Here is a 17,766-nt window from a genome sequence, read left to right on the forward strand (position 1 = left end):
CTAGCGTCCCTGTACGTAGTAGTAGCCGTACGCGGTGGATGTGTCCTGGCCACCGAGTGTGCTCTTCACCGGACTGCTGCGTTGCACCTTCGCTCCGGATGGGTCGTTGGCCAGGTGGGCGGAGCCCGATGCGGCGTAGGCGGATCCGGTGCCGAGGAGCGCGGCGACGGCGGAGACGGCGATCAGGAGCGACTTGCGCAGGGGAATCAGGGCAGCCATGGCTGTCCTCCTTGTTTCGGGGTGTCGGGCGGCGGGTCCGCCCTGTTCGTTGCCCTCATTGCGCCATCCCGCGGATCCCGGGGGCACGCCCCGGAATCACGTGACGTGACCGCCCGGCCGGTCTGTGGCACACTGCCCGGCTTTCGGGGCCGCGCGGACCCGGCTGAATATCGTCGGTCCGCCAAACAAACCTCGGGCGGGACAAGATCACCGGAACGAAGCAACGGCAACGATTTTTCACAGTGGGGCGGGGATCTCCGCCGTTACGGTTCCCCGGGATCTGGACGGACGCCCAGACGTTCGCCTTCCTTTCCCCGCTGATGAAGGAGAGCTCGACCGATGACCGTTGACACCAGCCCGGAAGCACAGCTGGATCCGCCCAAGCAGTCCAGCCTGGGCACGTCGGCCGCCCGCAACCTTGCCACCACGACCAAGTCCGCCCCGCAGATGCAGGAGATCACCTCCCGCTGGCTGCTGAGGATGCTCCCCTGGGTGGAGACCAAGGGCGGCGCCTACCGGGTGAACCGCCGGCTGAGCTACACCGTCGGCGACGGGAGCATCGAGTTCGTCCAGGACGGTGCCCGCGTCCAGGTGATCCCGCGCGAGCTCGGCGAGCTGGCCCTGCTGCGCGGCTTCGACGACGAGGAAGTGCTGGCGGCGATCGCCGGCCGCTGCGTCCAGCGCGATTTCCGCGCCGGTGAGGTGCTGGTCGAGCGGGGGGCTCCCGCCGAGCAGATCCACTTGATCGCCCACGGCCGGATCAGCCAGACCTCCGCGGGCAAGTACGGCGACGAGATCTCCGTAGCGGTGCTCGCCGACGGCGACCGGTTCGGCGAGAACGCCCTGCTGGACTCCGACGCCCGGTGGGACTACACCGCCACCGCGGAGACCCCCGGCACCCTGCTCACGCTCTCCCGCGCCGACTTCGCCGGCATCGTGGCCGGGGCGCCGCACCTCCAGGAGCACATCCAGCGGTTCAGCTCGCTGCCCCTGCAGCGGCAGAACAAGCACGGCGAGGCCGAGATCGCGATGTCGGCCGGCCACACCGGCGAGGCCGAACTGCCCGGCACCTTCGTCGACTACGAATCCAAGCCGCGCGAGTACGAACTCTCCATCGCCCAGACCGTCCTGCGGGTCCACACGAGGGTCGCCGACCTCTACAACGGGCCGATGAACCAGACCGAGGAGCAACTCAGGCTCACCATCGAGGCGTTGCGCGAGCGCCAGGAACACGAGCTGGTGAACAACCGGGAGTTCGGCCTGCTCCACAACGCCGCCTTCAAGCAGCGGATCCAGACCCACTCCGGCCCGCCCACCCCGGACGACATGGACGAGCTGCTCTGCCGTCGCCGCGGCACCAAGTTGTTCCTGGCCCACCCGCGCACGATCGCGGCGATCGGCCGCGAGATGAACGCCCGCGGGCTCTACCCGGACCACGTGGACGTGGGCGGGCAGCAGGTCCCGGCCTGGCGCGGGGTCCCGATTCTGCCCTGCAACAAGATCCCCATCAGCAAGGAAAACACCAGTTCGATCCTCGCCATGCGTACCGGCGAGGACAACCAGGGCGTCATCGGGCTGCGCCAGACCGGTCTGCCGGAGGAGTACGAGCCGGGCCTGTCGGTCCGCTTCATGGGCATCGACGAGAAGTCGATCATTTCCTACCTGGTCACCACCTACTACTCCGCCGCGATCCTGGTGCCCGACGCGCTCGGCGTCCTGGAGAACGTGCAGATCGCCCGCCGGAGCGACTGACCGGCCCGGCGGCCCCGTCCGGCGATGCCCGGACCTTCCCGGGCCGGCCGAGCACGCCCGGGATCCGGGACGGACCACCCACCTCACCAAGGAGTCACGGATGCCCGAGCCCGGGCCTTCCCCTCTGCAGTCGGGCCTGCCCGGCGCCGCGGCCCGATTCGGGGCCCACGTCCTCGGCAGCGCCCAGGCCCACGCGTCCGGCGGCCTGCCGGGCCTGCCCGCAGGGCCGGGCCTGCCCTTCCCGTCGCCATCGGCTGCCCCACCCACCCCGCAGACCCCACCCACCCTGCAGACCACACCCGCCCCGCCCACCCCGAGCCCCGCCCTGCGACGGCTCCTGAGCGGACCCAGCGGCCTGGGTACGGCGGGACTGCACCCGGCCCGCCGGGAAGCGCACCCCGCGCCCGCGGCGGCCTCGGAGCCCGGTGCTCCCGAGCCCGGTGCTCCCGAGCCCGGGGCTCCGGCGGCCGGAAATCCGATCCCGGGCCTCTACTACCACCCCGTGCCGGAGCCGGACCCGGTGCGGGTGGAGGAGGTCAGCCGGCGCATCAAGGCCTGGGCGGTGGACGAGGTCGACCTGTTCCCCGAGGACTGGGAGAAGCAGTTCGACGGCTTCCAGGTCGGGCGCTACATGGTGGCCTGCCACCCGGACGCCCCCACCATCGAGCACCTGATGGTCGCCACCCGGCTGATGGTCGCCGAGAACGCGGTCGACGACGTCTACTGCGAGGACCACGGCGGCTCGCCGATCGGCCTCGGCGGACGCCTCCTGCTGGCGCACACCGCCATCGACCCCCTCCACACGACGAAGGAGTACGAGCCGCAGTGGGTGCGGTCGCTCCAATCCGACGCGCCCCGGCGCGCCTACAGCTCCGCCATGGAGTACTTCCTCGCGCAGGCCGGCCCCTCGCAGGCGGACCGCTACCGGCACGACATGGCCCGGCTGCACCTGGGGTACCTCGCCGAGGCGGCCTGGAGCCAGACGGAGTACGTCCCCGAGGTGTGGGAGTACCTGGCCATGCGGCAGTTCAACAACTTCCGCCCCTGCCCCACCATCACCGACACCGTCGGCGGGTACGAACTCCCGGCCGACCTGCACGCCCAGGCGCCCATGCAACGGGTCATCGCACTCGCCGGGAACGCCACCACCATCGTCAACGACCTGTACTCCTACACCAAGGAGCTCGCCGCCCCGGGACGGCACATGAACCTTCCCGTGGTCATCGCCGACCGGGAGGGGACCTCCGACCAAGAGGGCTACCTGAAGGCGGTCGAGGTCCACAACGACCTCATGCACACCTTCGAGGAGGAGGCCGCCGCCCTGGCCGCGGCCTGCCCCGTCCCGAGCGTGCTGCGCTTCCTGCGGGGAGTCGCCGTCTGGGTCGACGGCAACCACTACTGGCACCAGACCAATACCTATCGCTACAGCCTGCCCGACTTCTGGTAAGGACGGACTTCATTCGTGACCAGCATCGATCTGACCACCGGCACCCACGGCACCACCCCCGCCTCCGTGATCATTCCCGGGCCGTCCACCCCCTACCAGGGGGACATCGCCCGCTACTGGAACAACGAGGCCAGGCCCGTGAACCTGCGCCTCGGCGATGTGGACGGCCTCTACCACCACCACTACGGCATCGGTGACGTCGACCACGCCGCCCTGGGCGACACCGGCGACAGCGCGTACGAGAAGAGGCTGGTCGCCGAGCTCCACCGACTGGAGTCGGCACAGGCCGAACTGCTCCTGGACCACCTCGGCCCCATCGGCCGCGAGGACACCCTCGTGGACGCCGGCTGTGGCCGCGGCGGCTCGATGGTGATGGCCCACCAGCGCTTCGGCTGCACGGTCGAGGGCGTCACGCTGTCCGCCAAGCAGGCCGACTTCGCCAACCAGCGCGCCCGCGAACTCGGCATCGACGACCACGTCAGGGCCCGCGTCTGCAACATGCTCGGCACGCCCTTCGAGACCGGTCAGGCCACGGCGTCCTGGAACAACGAGTCCAGCATGTACGTCGACCTGGAAGACCTCTTCGCCGAGCACTCCCGGGTCCTGAAGGTCGGCGGCCGGTACGTGACCATCACCGGCTGCTGGAACCCGCGGTACGGCCAGCCCTCGAAGTGGGTCTCCCAGATCAACGCGCACTTCGAGTGCAACATCCACTCCCGCCGGGAGTACCTGCGGGCCATGGCCGACAACCGCCTCGTGCCGCAGGCCGTCATCGACCTGACCCCGGCGACCCTGCCCTACTGGGAGCTGCGGGCCACGTCCTCGCTGGTCACCGGCATCGAGGAGGCGTTCATCGAGTCCTACAAGGACGGCTCCTTCCAGTACCTGCTGATCGCGGCCGACCGCGTCTGACGACCGCTCCGGTGCCGGGCCCCGCCAATCGGCGGGCCCGGCACCACCGGTTGGGCCTCAGGGCGGCAACCGGGCGGCGTGCGCGAGGAGTTCCGCCGTCACGGCGGCCCGCGCCAGCCCGTGTCCAGGGGCAGGGCGGTGACCGGACGGGTCCGGCAGGGGCGGCCCCGCCACAGCCGCGGGCCGGCCTCCGGTTCGAGCGCGCCGAGCCGGCCCCCCCGTTCGGGCCGGGTGCCGTGTGAGAGCTGGGCCACCACGGTGACGTCTTCCCGGGCGCCGCTCAGACGCCGGACTCGGTCGGGAGGCCGCCGCCCACCCAGTCCTCCTTGCCGCCCTCGTACGTGAAGACCTTCGAGTAGCCGAGCTCCGCGAGCCGCCGGGCCGCGATCCCCGAGTTGGAGCAGGTCGTACCGGTGCAGTAGACGATGACCTCGGCGTCCTTGTCGGGCAGCAGGCCGGGGGCCAGCTCGTCGACGTCGTCGACCGGGAGGAGCAGCGCCCCCGGCAGGTGCGCCTCCCTGTAGTACTGCTCCGGCAAAGCCTCGACGACCGCGGCCCGGCCGCCGTCGAGCTTCTGCCTGACCTCGTCGCGGGAGAGGTTCCGAACCGCCATGTAGCCAGCCTCCGAAGATCAAGGATTAATAAGTGCGTACGCACGCACCTTAACAAGTGTGTGCGGGCGCACACAATGGAGTAGGATCGCGGCGTGAACGGACAGGACGATCGACTCGAGGCGTGGCGGGCGCTGCTCCTCGCGCACAACACCGCCGTGCGCGCCATCGAGAGCGACGTGCAGCGCGACGGCCGGATCCCCTTGACGTGGTACGACGTACTGCTCGAACTCAAGGCGGCGGGCGAGGGCGGGCTACGGATGCAGGAAGTGGCCAACCGGGTGGTCCTCAGCCGCACCCGGGTCAGCCGCCTGATCGACGAGATGGTGCGCGCCGGGCTCGTGGCCAAGCTGCCCGACCCCCACGACAAACGCGCCTCGTGGGCCGTCATCACGCCGGAGGGGGCCGAGGCCCATCGGGCGACGGCCCCGGTCTACATGCGCAGCATCCAAAAGCACTTCTCCGCGCACCTCACCGACGAGGAGGCCGCGGTGATCGCCCGGGCGCTGTTCAGGGTGGCCCAGCCCGACACCGACGTCCAACTGGGCTGACGTCCGGCGGGCCGGCGTCCTGCCGGGCCGGCGTCCAGCCGGGCTGACGTCCTGCCGGACCGGCGTCCACCTCGCGTACCGTGCGCGCACACCCGTGCGGGCGTCTTTCGGGCCGGGCCCGCCGCGCCGTGCGGCGGGCCCGGCCCGTCTTCTCACGCGCAGGAGGAACAGAGTCCCCGATAGGTGACCTCGACCCCGGACACCGTGAAGCCGAACCGCTGCTCGGCCGGGAGGCCGGCCAGCGGGTCGCCGGTGGGGTGGACGTCGCGGATCGTTCCGCAGCCGGAACACACCAGGTGCTGGTGCGGGTGGTGTGCGTTGGGGTCGTACCGTTTGGCGCGGCCGTCGGTGGTGACCTCCAGGACCTCGCCGAGGGAGACCAGCTCACCCAGGGCGTTGTAGACGGTGGCCCGGGAGATCTCCGGCAACCGCTCCACCGCGCGGGCGTGCACCTCGTCGGCGGTGAGGTGCACGTGGTCGCCGTCGAGCACCTCCGCGACCACGCGCCGCTGGGAGGTCATCCGCCAGCCGCGCTCGCGCAGCCGCTCCAGCAGGTCACTCATACCGGCTCACCACTTTCAGGTTCGGCGGGGGCAGGTTCGGCGGGGTACCGGGAATCTACCCGCGGACGTCCGGGATCCGACAGGATGTGGGCTTGGTGTCGTTCTTGACTTGGATTGCGTCCATCGTAGGATCGGTTGTGTTGATAGCCAAGGGACAGGAACGGTCCGGCGCAGCGCGAGACCGAACTTGAGACCGTCCGCGACGGTGAGCGCCCCGGCGTCAGGACGACCGTGAAACCGGGGCCCGCTGCCAGGTCCCGTGCCCCAAAAATGTTCCATCGCATGCAGTTCCTGATCACCGTGACCGCCTGGTCCGGTCCGGAAGGATTCCCATGTCTGAGAACCACGATGCAATTGTCACGGATGCGAAGGCCGAGGGTGGCGGTGGCTGCCCCGTCGCGCACGAGCGGGCCCCGCACCCGACCCAGGGCGGCGGAAACCGCCAGTGGTGGCCGGATCGGCTCAACCTGAAGATCCTCGCCAAGAACCCCGCCGTGGCCAACCCCCTCGGCGAGGAGTTCGACTACGCCGCGGCGTTCAACACGCTCGACCTTCCGGCGGTCAAGCGGGACATCGCGGAGGTGCTGACCACCTCGAAGGACTGGTGGCCCGCCGACTTCGGCCACTACGGCCCGTTCATGATCCGCATGGCGTGGCACAGTGCCGGCACCTACCGCATCAGTGACGGCCGCGGCGGCGCCGGAGCGGGCCAGCAGCGCTTCGCCCCCCTCAACAGCTGGCCGGACAACGGCAACCTCGACAAGGCCCGCCGCCTGCTGTGGCCGGTCAAGAAGAAGTACGGCCAGAGCCTCTCCTGGGCCGACCTCATGATCCTCACGGGCAACGTGGCCCTGGAGTCGATGGGCTTCGAGACCTTCGGCTTCGGCGGCGGCCGCGCCGACGTCTGGGAGCCGGACGAGGACGTCTACTGGGGTCCCGAGACCACCTGGCTCGACGACGAGCGCTACACCGGCGACCGCGAGCTGGAGAACCCCCTCGGCGCCGTCCAGATGGGCCTCATCTACGTCAACCCGGAGGGCCCGAACGGCACCCCGGACCCGCTCGCCGCGGCGCGCGACATCCGCGAGACGTTCCGCCGCATGGCGATGAACGACGAGGAGACCGTCGCCCTGATCGCGGGCGGGCACACCTTCGGCAAGACCCACGGCGCGGGCCCGGCGGAGAGCGTCGGCGACGACCCCGAGGCCGCCCCGATCGAGGCGCAGGGCCTGGGCTGGGCCAACTCCTTCGGTACCGGCAAGGGCGGCGACGCCATCACCAGCGGTCTCGAGGGGATCTGGACGAACACCCCGATCGCCTGGGACAACACCTTCTTCGACATCCTCTTCGGCTACGAGTGGGAGCTGTTCAAGAGTCCCGCCGGTGCCCACCAGTGGCGGCCGAAGGCCGGCGCCGGGGCGGGCACCGTGCCCGACGCGCACGACCCGTCGAAGACCCACGCCCCGACGATGCTCACGACCGACCTTTCGCTGCGCATCGACCCGGCCTACGAGCAGATCTCGCGGCGCTTCCACGAGAACCCGGCCGAGTTCGCGGACGCCTTCGCGCGGGCCTGGTACAAGCTGACCCACCGCGACATGGGCCCGGTCGTGCGCTACCTCGGACCCGAGGTCCCCTCCGAGACGCTGCTGTGGCAGGACCCGCTCCCCGCGGTGACCCACTCCCTCGTCGACGACGCGGATGTCGCCGCCCTCAAGGCCGAGGTCCTCGCCTCGGACCTGACGGTGTCCCAGCTCGTCTCCACCGCCTGGGCCGCGGCCTCGTCCTTCCGCGGCAGCGACAAGCGCGGCGGCGCCAACGGCGCCCGCATCCGCCTCCAGCCGCAGAGCGGCTGGGAGGTGAACAACCCCGACGAGCTGGGAGGCGTACTGCGCACCCTGGAGGGAATCCGGGGGTCCTTCAACTCGGCGCAGACCGGGGGCAAGGAGGTCTCCCTGGCCGACCTGATCGTCCTCGCGGGCGGTGCGGGCGTAGAGCAGGCCGCCAAGGACGCCGGCGTCGAGATCCGGGTGCCGTTCGCGCCCGGACGCGTGGACGCCTCGCAGGAGCAGACCGACGTGGAGTCGTTCGCCGCGCTGGAGCCGGCCGCCGACGGGTTCCGCAACTACCTCGGCAAGGGCAACCGCCTGCCGGCCGAGTACCTGCTGCTCGACAAGGCGAACCTGCTGAACCTCAGCGCCCCCGAGACGACCGTCCTGGTGGGCGGCCTGCGGGTGCTCGGGGCGAACCACCAGCAGTCGCCGCTCGGTGTCCTCACCCACACCCCCGGGTCCCTCACCAACGACTTCTTCGTCAACCTGCTCGACCTGGGGACGACCTGGAAGCCGACCTCCGAGGACGCGAACGCCTTCGAGGCCCGCGACGACGCCACGGGCAAGGTCAAGTGGACCGGCAGCCGGGTCGACCTGGTCTTCGGGTCGAACTCCGAGCTGCGCGCGCTCGCGGAGGTCTACGCGAGCGACGACGCGAAGGAGAAGTTCGTCAAGGACTTCGTCGCCGCCTGGGACAAGGTGATGAACCTGGACCGGTTCGACCTCGTCTGATCCCGGCGCCCGGGCCGGCCCGCCGCGAACGGCGGCCGGCCCGGGCCCCCGGCGGGGCCCGTGGGCTCCGGGTCCCCGGCGCGTCGCCACGGGGCCGCGTTCACCCGGACGGCGGAGCAGCGGGGGCCGCGCGCGCCGTGCCGGGGCAGTCTGTGCGTAGGACCGCCATCACCGCACAGACGAGGACCGCGCCATGTCCCACAGCAGGCGTATCAGCATCATCGCGGGAACGGCAGCGCTGCTGCTGACGGCCACCGCCTGCTCGGGCCTGGGCCGGAGCACCGTCGGGATGCTCGAACTCCGCGGCCACGACTCGCCGCTCGAGGTGAGCTACATCAACACCTCGGTCAAGGGCTGTCAGAAGATCGGCCTGCCCAAGGGGGCGACCCACGTGGAGAACAACACCCTCGTGGACGTCGTCCTCTACCAGACGGAAGACTGCCGCAAGCTCGACCGCGGCGACGGCACCTACGTGGCCACGACCCTCTCGAACGTCACGGCTCCTCAGGCCCTGCCCTGGCGCAGCTTCAGCGTCATCCACTGACGCACGGGCGCCCGCCGCCGGACCGGACCGGCCGGCACGGCATGCTGGGACGGTGTCCCCTCCTTCCGCGCATCCTCACCAACAGACCGAATCCGCAGACCTGATGGTCGTCTGCGGGGACGACGGGCTCGCCCACCGGCTGGCAGCGGAGCTCCGCGACGTGTACGAGGAGCGGGTGACGCTGGTCGTGCCCGCCGTCCGCGAGGTACGGCCCGGAGCAGGTCCCGGACAGAGCCGGACCCGGGCCCGGGTCGGGGCCGGGCGCGCGCTGCTCGGGCGGTTCCCGGCCGCGCGGATCCGTACGGCCGCCGGGGACCGTACGGCCGCCGCGGGGGAGGCGCCCGTACCGGAACTGCGGGTGCTGGAGGCTCCCGCCCCCGACGAGGAGGCGCTGGCCGCCGCCGGAGTGACCGGGGCGGCCGCACTGGCACTCGTCTACGAGGACGACGAGACGAACGTACGGGCCGCCCTGGTGGCCCGTCGGCTGAACCCCAGGCTGCGGCTCGTCATCCGCCTCTACAACCGCAAACTCGGCCAGCACCTCGAGGAGTTGCTCGACCAGGCGGCGCTCGTCGCGGAACCCGGCATCGACCGGCGGGGGCTCGACACCGCCACGACGGTGCTCTCCGACGCCGATACGGCCGCCCCCGCCCTCGTCGCCTCAGCGGTCGCCGGCACCAGCAAGGTGATCCAGGCAGACGGGCTGCTCCTGCGCGCGGTGGAGCGCACACCTCCGGGCCCCGGCGAGGTCGCCGAACCGGGCCTGTGCACGCTGGCCCTGCTCTCCGCCACCGCCGTGGACCCGGCCGGCGCCGACGGATCGGAGCTCGGCGGCGACCGGGGTCCGCAACTCCTCCCGGACGACCGGTCGGTGGCGGCCGCGACCGGGCGCGGGATCGTCGCACTGGAAGCGGTCTCCCACGCCACGGCCGCACAGGAAGGGCGACGGCTGAACCAGGTCTCCCTGCCGGTGGGTTCACTGTTCTCCCGCAGGCTCCGCTGGTCGCTGGCCGGGATCACGGCCGCCGTCGGCGCCCTGGCCGTGGCCTCCTCCCTGGTCACGGGGGACACCCCGCTGCACGCCGTCTACCTGACCCTGCTCGACGTCTTCGCGATCAACGACCCCGCGCTCGACCAGCCCACCGAGCGGCAACTCCTGCAGATCCTGGCCGGCTTCGTCGGGCTGCTCCTGCTGCCCGTCCTGGTCGCGGCGGCGCTCGAGGCGCTGGGCGCCTTCCGTACCGCCACGGCCCTGCGCAGACCGCCGCGCGGACTCTCCGGCCACGTCGTGCTGCTCGGCCTCGGCAAGGTCGGCGCCCGGGTGCTCGCGCGGCTGCGGGAGCTGGGGATCCCCGTGGTGTGCGTGGAGTCCGATCCCGGGGCCCGCGGAATCGCCCTCGCACGCCGCCTGCACGTGCCCGTCGTGGTCGGAGACGTCACCGACGAAGGGGTCCTGGAGGCCGCCCGGATCCACCGCGCCGCCGCCCTGCTGGCGGTGACCAGCTCGGACACCACCAATCTGGAGGCCGCGCTCTACGCCCGCTCGGTGAAACCCGACGTACGGGTGGTGATGCGGCTGTACGACAACGAGTTCGCCACCGCCGTCTACCGCACCCTGCGCGAGGCGCACCCGGCGGCCCTCACCCGGAGCCGCAGCGTTTCCCACCTGGCCGCGCCCGCGTTCGCCGGGGCGATGATGGGCCGCCAGGTGCTCGGCGCGATCCCGGTGGAGCGCAGGGTGCTGGTGTTCGCGGTGCTGGAGGTGGCCGGCCATCCCCAGCTCGAGGGGCGCACCATCGCGGAATCGTTCCGGCCCGGTGCGTGGCGGGTCGTCGCCCTGGACACCGCCGCCCCGGCGAACCGCCGCCCCGGCCTCGCCACGGAACCGGGCTACGACGCGGCCAGGCGGCCCGCCCTGGTGTGGGACCTGCGCCCCGGCTACGTCCTGCGGCCGGAGGACCGCGTGGTCATGGCCGCCACCCGGCGCGGGCTGGCGGAACTGCTCGGCCGCGGGCAGGCCCGTACGGCCGGGGCCGGGGACACCGCGGCGGGTCAGTCCGGCCGACCGGTCTGATCCGCCTGCTCGGTGAGATCCGCCTGCTCGGTGACATCCGTCTGATCCGCCTGATCCGCCTGATCCGTCGCCGCCCGCGGTCCGGACGGGACCGGGTCGGTGCGCAGGAGGACGTGGTGCGTGCCGTGCCCGGCGGCGTCGACGTGCACGACGTGGCTGCCGACGCGCACGGTCTGGGAGCCCGCGGCGAACCAGCAGCCGGTGGGGCCCTGCGCGTACGGCAGCGGGGACCACACCTCCAGGAAGGTGCTGCCGTCGAGGTTGCTCCCCGTTTCGATCAGGCGGATGCCGTCGGGGCGCAGGACTCCCACGTCGTGGCCGGGGGCGCCGACGTGGTGGTGGAAGGTGATCTGCCGGCCGTCGTACGAGGTGGTTCCGGCGAACCCGCGGCTGTCCGCGTACAGGGTGTCGGTCTGGAGCCACACGACGTGCTCCGTTTCCCGGAGCGGGCCGCCGTTCCGGCTGATTCCGGTGCGAAGCCAGGCGCCGTGGCGTGGCGCGTCCACTGCGGGGGCCTCAGGCCCGGTCGCCGTGGACACCGGTGGACTTCACCCGTGCGGTGGTGGAGGTCTCCATGGCGACACAGTAACGGCGGAGCGGGAGGCACGGAGGGTCTCGGACAGGACTGCTCCGCCCCGGTTCGGGGGGCGGTCCGGGGGCTGTCGTAGCATCACGGACATGCAGCCCATCCGCGCCCGTCACCGCGCCTCGGCCCTCGCCGCGGGCGTCGTGGCGGTGCTGCTGCTCGTCTGTGGCGGGCTGTTCACGCATCCCGCGTCCGCGGGGGACGCGGCGGGCACGCGGATGGCCGGGGCGCCGCCGAACGGGTCGCCTGCCATGGCCGGTATGGCCGGTATGGCCGGGGCCGAGATGGCCGGTATGGCCGCGACGGCAGGGATGGGCGAGGCGCCGGTGACCGCCGGGACGCCCGCGATGGCCACGGCCCCGGAGAGCGGCGCTGGCGCGGGCACCGACGGAGACTGCTCGGCCTCCGGGCAGGACTGCCCGCTGGCGTCGGCGTACGCGCCCACCGTGCAGGCCGGTCCGGCCGGAGATCTCGCCGGCTGCGCCATATGGGGGACGCGGTCCGTGGCCGACGGCCACCCGCGGCCCGTGCCGCCCCCGGAACGCTCCCGCCCGAGAGCACCCGATCTCGACTCCCTCTGCGTCAGCCGGACCTGACCGGTCCCGCACCGGTACCCGCCCGCTCGCCGGACGGCCGGGGTGCTTCGCCGTGTCCTGATCCACCGCGACGTACAGGGTGTCCGTTCCCCACGGCTTCATCCACCGCGTTGTTCGTCACCGGTGTCTCCACCGGTCTGTTCGCCCACGGCCGTCACCATCCCGGCCGTGCTCGGCTTCCTGACCGTGCTGATCCCCTGCGGGGTGACCCTGAGCGTCGAGCTCCTCGCCGTCACCTCGGGCGGCCCCCTCGCGGGAGCGGCCGTCATGGCCGGCTTCGTCCTCGGGACCGGACCGCTCTTCGCCGCCCTCGGCTTCTTCCTGCGCTCCGCCGCCGGGCTGTGGCAGGGGCGGCTGACTCTGGCGACCGCCGTCGTGGTGCTGCTCGTCGCGGTGTGGACCCTCGGCAGCGGGCTGCGGCTCGGCGGCTGGTGGCCCACCGGAGACCCCGCGGCGGTCGCCGCCCCCGAGGCGGCCCGGACGGTGGTGCTCAACCCTGACGGCACGCAGACCGTGACCATCCGGGCCCGTACGAACGCGTACGCACCGGCCGCCGTCATCGCGAAGGCGGGCGTCCCCACCACCCTGGTCGTCGCCACGCAGGGGACGGGCGGCTGCGTCCGCGCCTTCGTCATCCCCGACCTCGGCGTCCAGGAGATCCTCCCCACGACCGGGACCACCGGCATCGACCTGGGTGCGCGGAAGCCGGGGACCCTCGAGTACAGCTGCGGCATGGGCATGTACGGCGGCCGGGATCACCTTCGAGAGCCAGGAGGGCACCTCGTGAGGGAGCGCATGGAGTTCACCGTGACCGGCATGCACTGCACCGGTTGCGGGCTGCTGATCGACGACGAGGTGGAGGAGTTGGCGGGGGTGGTCGCCAGCGCCACGGGCGTCCGCGCCGGCCGCACCGTCGTCGACGCCGACCGGGCCGTCGACCCGGCCGCCGTCATCGCGGCGATCGCCGCCGCCGGCTACACGGCGCACCACGCACCGTGATCCGTGATCCGTGATCCGTGATCCGTGATCCGTGATCCGTGCTCTACGATCTCGGTGCCCGGCGGGCCCGGGACGACCGGAGCTGAGAAAAGGACTGACATGCCAAACGGTTTCACGGGCGTCCCGCCCACCACCCTCGCCGACCTCCTCGGGCGCGAGCAGGTCATGGACATCGGCATCCGCCCGCTGTGGGACGCCCCGCGCGTCGCGGGACCCGCGTACACGGTGCGGTGCGAGCCCGGGGACAACCTGATGCTGCACGCGGCCATCTACCGCGCCGAGCCCGGCTCGGTCATCGTCGTGGAATCGGGCGACCTGGACCACGCGCTCGCCGGCGGCAACGTGTGCGCGGTCGCCCAGCGGCGCGGCATCGCCGCGTTCGTGCTGGACGGGCTGCTGCGCGACCTCGGGGAGGTGCGCGAAGCGGGCTTCCCGGTCTTCGCCCGCGGAGTCGTCCCCATCCCGGGCGCCAAGAAGAAGCTCGGCTCGCTCGGTGGCCCGGTCCGGGTCGGCGGCGTGAGCGTGCACCCCGGTGACATCGTGGTCGCCGACGAGGAGGGCATCGTGGTCACCCCGGCCGCCCGGCAGGAGGAGATCCTGAGCGCCGCCCTGGACAGGCTGGCCAAGGAGGCCGGGCAGTCCCTGGATGCCTGGGAGGAGCAGCACCGCGCCCGCGTCGAGAAGGCGTTGGGCGGCCTCGGCTTCACCGGCTGACCGCACGTGCGCCGGGCCCCCGCGTCAGGGACCCGTCAGGGCTTCCGCGTTCCACGTCAGGGCTCTGTCAGAAGTCCGCCGGGGGAGGGGCGAACGCCCCGTCGCCGTCGTTTCCTTGAGGCGACGGAGCGGCAGCGGACGGGGAGGACGGCCACGTTGCGGGGACGAGTGGTGGTGGGGGCGTACGGATCCCTCGGGAGCCTGACGGCATTGCACGCGGCGCACGCCGAGGCCCGGGCGCGGGAGGCGGAACTGCGGGTCGTACTGGCCTGGCAGCCGCCGCTCGGCGGCCTGGGCGCCCGGCGCGGCGGGGGAGGGACCGCGCTGCTCACCGCCTCGCGGGACGCGGCGGTCGAGCGGTTGCGGGAGGTCCTCGACACCGCCTTCGGGGGTGCCCCGCCGGGCGTGACCCTGGCCGGGCTGGTGGTCATGGGCACCCCGGGCGCTGCCCTGGTGGGCGAGGCCCGGGACCCCGGCGACCTGCTGGTGGTGGGTACGGGACCGCGCGGCCCCCTGCTGCGAGCCCTGCGGCCCTCGGTGTCCCGGTACTGCCTGGCGCACGCCCCCTGTCCGGTGCTGGCCGTGCCGCCCGGCCCGCTGCGGGCCGACCTGAACGCCGTACGCCGCCGCATCGTGTGGCGTCGGACCCTGGACGCGGGAGACCTGGTCAGACGGGCGGCGTGACCCGGCCACGTGATCCGGCCACGTGATCCGGTCGCGTGATCCGGCCCCGGCCGCGTCACGCGACGGGGGCCGGATCACCTGGTGCGGCCGTGGTCAGCCGTACTCAGCCGTGCTCAGCCGCGGTCGTCGCCGCCCGTCCGGTCGCCCCCGCTCTGCCGGTCGCCGCCGCTCTGCGCACTCGTCAGCAGGACCTCGCGCAGCCGGGCGACCAGGGCGGAGGCGCTCTCCGGCTCCTCCTCGGCCCCCTTGGCCCGGGAATCGTCGGTCGTCAGCTGCTCCAGGTTGTCGGAGAGGGCGTCGGCGTAGGCCTGCTCCTTCTCCACCATTCCGCCGGGCTGGCGCAGCCCGATGGTGACCTCGATGGCCTTGCCGATCAGTGCGGTCATCACGAAGGAGTACAGGCCGAGCACCACCGTGGCGGTGAGCTGCTTGCTCAGCAGGTCCCAGGAGCCGCCGTAGAAGAGGCCCTTGTGGCCCGTCAGGGTCCCGGTCGCGCAGAGGCCGGCCATGACCATGCCGACGATGCCGCCCCAGCCGTGGATGCCGACGACGTCCAGGGTGTCGTCCACGCCCAGCCGGTACTTCCAGCTGATCGCGAACGCGCAGCTCAGCCCGGCGAGGAAGCCGATGACGGTGGCCCATACCGGGCTCACCCCGCCGGCCAGCGGGGTCATGGCCACCAGGCCCGTGACGGCGCCCATGCACATGTCGAGCAGGCCGACCTGCCGGGTGCGCCACCAGCTGGTCACCGCCCAGCCGGCCATCGCCGCACCCGCCGCGAGCTGGCTGTTGAGGAAGGCCATCGCCGCGCCGCCCGGGGTCTCCAGGGAGGAACCGGTGTTGAAGCCGAACCAGCCGAACCACATGAGCGACAGCCCGATGACCACGAGCGGCAGGTTGTGCGGCCGGATGCCCTGGCGGTCGAAGTCCGCGCGCTTGCCCGCGACGATGGCCAGGGCGAGTCCGGCGGCCCCCGATCCGATCTCCACGACGGTGCCGCCGGAGAAGTCGACGGCGCCGAGCTGCTTGGCGACCCAGCCGGCCGGGTCGAACACCCAGTGGGCCATGGGGATGTAGACCAGCAGGGTCCAGGCGATGACGAAGGCGATCCAGCCGCCCATCTTCGCGCGGCCCGCGATGGAGCCGGCGATCAGGGCCACGGTGACGACCGCGAAGGACAGGTGGAAGACCACGAAGGTGACCGTGGGCACGGAGCCGGTCAGCGACCGGGCATCGATCCCGCGCAGGAAGGCGTGGTCGAGCGTGCCGATGACGCCGAGCCCGCCGGCATCGGGGCCGAAGGCCAGGGAGTAGCCGATCGCGAACCAGAGCACGGTGACGATCACCATGCAGAAGAAGATCATCTTCAGCATGGCGACGATCTGGCCGGTGCGGACCATACCGCCGTAGAAGAAGGCCACTCCGGGAGCCATCAGCAGCACCAGGGCCGTGGCCATCATCAGCCAGGACGCGTTGCCGGAGTCGGCGACGGCGGGTGCGGCGGCGGGTGCGGCGGAGACCGCCGCTACGGCGGCGGCAATCGTGTGCGCGGTCACTTGTCACGCTCTCGTCGGTCCAGCACGGATACGATTTCGGCGAGCAGCGCGGCGTCCTGCTGCTCCGCCCCGTCCTTGGAGGCGCCCACCGTGGCGGGCTCGCGGGCCGGGGCCGCGGCTCCGCCGATGCGGTCGCGGATCTCGTCCAGGGTCTCGTTGTCGTAGGCGACCTCCTCCTCCCGGCCGGGTACGTTCTCGTACTCCTCGGAGGCGCGGAAACCGACGGCCTTGTCGATCACCTTGGCGATGAGCCAGGTCATGGCGAAGGCGAAGGAGCCGACGGCCAGGACGGCGACGGCCTGACGCCAGAGCTGGTCGAGGCCGCCCCCGTAGAAGAGGCCCTTCTTGCCGCTCATCGCGGCCGTGGCGAAGAAGCCGATGGAGAGGACGCCAACGATGCCGCCCCAGCCGTGCACGCCGACCACGTCGAGCGTGTCGTCGACGCCGATCTTGAACTTCATGTTGATGGCGAAGCAGCAGACCACACCGGCGGTGAAGCCGATGATCAGCGCTCCGAGCGGGGAGACCTCGCCGCAGGCGGGGGTGATGGCCACCATGCCGGCGACCGCCGCCGAGGCCACGCCCAGCATCTCCACGTGGCCCAGACGCCACTTCTCGATGATCGGCCAGCCGATCATCGCGCCCGCGGCGGCGAGTTGGGTGTTGAAGAAGGTGGTCGGGGCGCTGCCCTCGACCTGGAGCGCGGAGCCCGCGTTGAAGCCGAACCAGCCGAACCACAGCAGCGCCAGACCGATGATGACCAGGGGCAGGTTGTGCGGGCGGATCGTCTCGCGCTCGAAGTCCTTGCGCTTGCGCAGCACGATGGCCACCGCGAGGCCCGAGGCCCCCGAGCTGAGCTCGACCGGCAGACCGCCGGCGTAGTCGAGAGCGCCCAGGGACTTGTTGATCCAGCCGTCGGGGGCGAACACCCAGTGCGCGGTGGGCACGTAGACCAGCATCGTCCAGGCGACGACGAAGACCAGCCACCCCTTCATGGTGGCGCGGCCCGCGATCGAGCCGCTGATCAGCGCCACCGTGATGATCGCGAAGGACATCTGGAAACAGGCGAAGATCACGGTCGGGATGGAGCCGTGCAGGGAGTCCATCCCGATGCCGCGGAAGAAGGCGTGGTCGAGATTGCCGATCATGCCGCCGCCGGAGTCCTTGCCGAAGGCGAGGGAGTAACCGACGGCGACCCACAGGATGGTCACCAGCGACAGGCAGGCGAAGCTCATCTTGAGCATCACCAGCACGTGCTTGGTCTTGACCATGCCCCCGTAGAAGAAGGCGAGGCCGGGGGTCATCAGCAGCACCATGGCGGTGCTCGCCATCATCCAGGCGGTATTACCCGTGTCGTAGCCACTGGGCATGTGTGGAGCTCTCTCTGGTCGTGA

The 17,766-nt window shown here is 71.9% G+C and carries 17 protein-coding genes; 11 read left to right on the top strand and 6 right to left on the bottom strand.

From position 1 onward, the window contains the following. On the bottom strand, positions 1-219 hold the full coding sequence (locus OG247_RS38670; protein ID WP_327256629.1) for a hypothetical protein: 219 nt from the start codon (positions 217-219) through the stop codon (positions 1-3). Between the two features lie 339 nt (positions 220-558). Between OG247_RS38670 and OG247_RS38675 the strand changes: the two genes are divergently transcribed. The 3 genes from OG247_RS38675 (at position 559) to OG247_RS38685 (ending at position 4,330) form a co-directional block, all read left to right on the top strand. Further along, on the top strand, positions 559-1,971 hold the full coding sequence (locus tag OG247_RS38675; protein ID WP_327256630.1) for a family 2B encapsulin nanocompartment shell protein: 1,413 nt from the start codon (positions 559-561) through the stop codon (positions 1,969-1,971). 100 nt (positions 1,972-2,071) lie between these two features. After that, on the top strand, positions 2,072-3,418 hold the full coding sequence (locus tag OG247_RS38680) for a family 2 encapsulin nanocompartment cargo protein terpene cyclase (protein WP_327256631.1): 1,347 nt from the start codon (positions 2,072-2,074) through the stop codon (positions 3,416-3,418). A 15-nt stretch (positions 3,419-3,433) separates the two neighbouring features. Next, positions 3,434-4,330 (top strand): geranyl diphosphate 2-C-methyltransferase, encoded by an 897-nt coding sequence (locus tag OG247_RS38685; RefSeq protein ID WP_327256632.1) that lies wholly within the window; start codon positions 3,434-3,436, stop codon positions 4,328-4,330. A 280-nt stretch (positions 4,331-4,610) separates the two neighbouring features. Here OG247_RS38685 and OG247_RS38690 read toward each other — a convergent pair whose 3' ends face one another. Then, positions 4,611-4,943, bottom strand: coding sequence for a rhodanese-like domain-containing protein (locus OG247_RS38690; protein ID WP_327256633.1), 333 nt, complete (start codon positions 4,941-4,943; stop codon positions 4,611-4,613). 93 nt (positions 4,944-5,036) lie between these two features. Between OG247_RS38690 and OG247_RS38695 the strand changes: the two genes are divergently transcribed. Continuing rightward, positions 5,037-5,492, top strand: coding sequence for a MarR family winged helix-turn-helix transcriptional regulator (locus OG247_RS38695; protein ID WP_327256634.1), 456 nt, complete (start codon positions 5,037-5,039; stop codon positions 5,490-5,492). Between the two features lie 152 nt (positions 5,493-5,644). Here OG247_RS38695 and OG247_RS38700 read toward each other — a convergent pair whose 3' ends face one another. Beyond that, positions 5,645-6,055, bottom strand: a complete 411-nt coding sequence (locus OG247_RS38700) for a Fur family transcriptional regulator (protein WP_327256635.1) — start codon at positions 6,053-6,055, stop codon at positions 5,645-5,647. Between the two features lie 332 nt (positions 6,056-6,387). Here OG247_RS38700 and katG point away from each other — a divergent pair, with 332 nt between their 5' ends. The 3 genes from katG to OG247_RS38715 all read left to right on the top strand — a co-directional run bounded on the left by katG (position 6,388) and on the right by OG247_RS38715 (position 11,237). After that, positions 6,388-8,619, top strand: coding sequence for a catalase/peroxidase HPI (katG, locus tag OG247_RS38705; protein WP_327256636.1), 2,232 nt, complete (start codon positions 6,388-6,390; stop codon positions 8,617-8,619). 193 nt (positions 8,620-8,812) lie between these two features. Then, a complete protein-coding gene (locus OG247_RS38710) occupies positions 8,813-9,163 on the top strand; it encodes a hypothetical protein (protein WP_327256637.1) in 351 nt (116 codons plus the stop codon). Positions 9,164-9,266: 103 nt separating this feature from the next. After that, entirely contained in the window at positions 9,267-11,237 is a 1,971-nt protein-coding gene (locus OG247_RS38715) for a potassium channel family protein (protein WP_327257783.1), read from the top strand. Here the strand turns inward: OG247_RS38715 and OG247_RS38720 are convergent. Next, positions 11,216-11,662, bottom strand: coding sequence for a hypothetical protein (locus OG247_RS38720; protein WP_327256638.1), 447 nt, complete (start codon positions 11,660-11,662; stop codon positions 11,216-11,218). The two genes, OG247_RS38715 and OG247_RS38720, sit on opposite strands and share 22 nt — an antisense overlap. A gap of 253 nt (positions 11,663-11,915) precedes the next feature. Here OG247_RS38720 and OG247_RS38725 point away from each other — a divergent pair, with 253 nt between their 5' ends. From OG247_RS38725 to OG247_RS38740, 4 genes are all read left to right on the top strand, one after another. Continuing rightward, complete coding sequence (locus OG247_RS38725; RefSeq protein ID WP_327256639.1) at positions 11,916-12,419, top strand: hypothetical protein; 504 nt, start codon at positions 11,916-11,918, stop codon at positions 12,417-12,419. 168 nt (positions 12,420-12,587) lie between these two features. Continuing rightward, the gene (locus tag OG247_RS38730) at positions 12,588-13,418 is read left to right on the top strand and encodes a cupredoxin domain-containing protein (RefSeq protein ID WP_327256640.1); all 831 of its coding nucleotides are present in this window, start codon (positions 12,588-12,590) and stop codon (positions 13,416-13,418) included. Between the two features lie 99 nt (positions 13,419-13,517). After that, positions 13,518-14,132: an RraA family protein gene (locus OG247_RS38735; RefSeq protein ID WP_327256641.1), complete on the top strand. Its 615-nt coding sequence runs from the start codon at positions 13,518-13,520 to the stop codon at positions 14,130-14,132. 156 nt (positions 14,133-14,288) lie between these two features. Then, positions 14,289-14,816 (top strand): universal stress protein, encoded by a 528-nt coding sequence (locus OG247_RS38740; RefSeq protein ID WP_327256642.1) that lies wholly within the window; start codon positions 14,289-14,291, stop codon positions 14,814-14,816. 113 nt (positions 14,817-14,929) lie between these two features. On the opposite strand, the gene OG247_RS38745 is transcribed toward OG247_RS38740, so the two are convergent. Continuing rightward, a complete protein-coding gene (locus OG247_RS38745) occupies positions 14,930-16,372 on the bottom strand; it encodes an ammonium transporter (RefSeq protein ID WP_327256643.1) in 1,443 nt (480 codons plus the stop codon). After that, positions 16,369-17,742: an ammonium transporter gene (locus OG247_RS38750; protein WP_327256644.1), complete on the bottom strand. Its 1,374-nt coding sequence runs from the start codon at positions 17,740-17,742 to the stop codon at positions 16,369-16,371. Before OG247_RS38750 ends, OG247_RS38745 begins: the two co-directional genes overlap by 4 nt. Positions 17,743-17,766 lie beyond the last annotated feature (24 nt).

Source organism: Streptomyces sp. NBC_01244, from assembly GCF_035987325.1.
GTDB lineage: Bacteria > Actinomycetota > Actinomycetes > Streptomycetales > Streptomycetaceae > Streptomyces.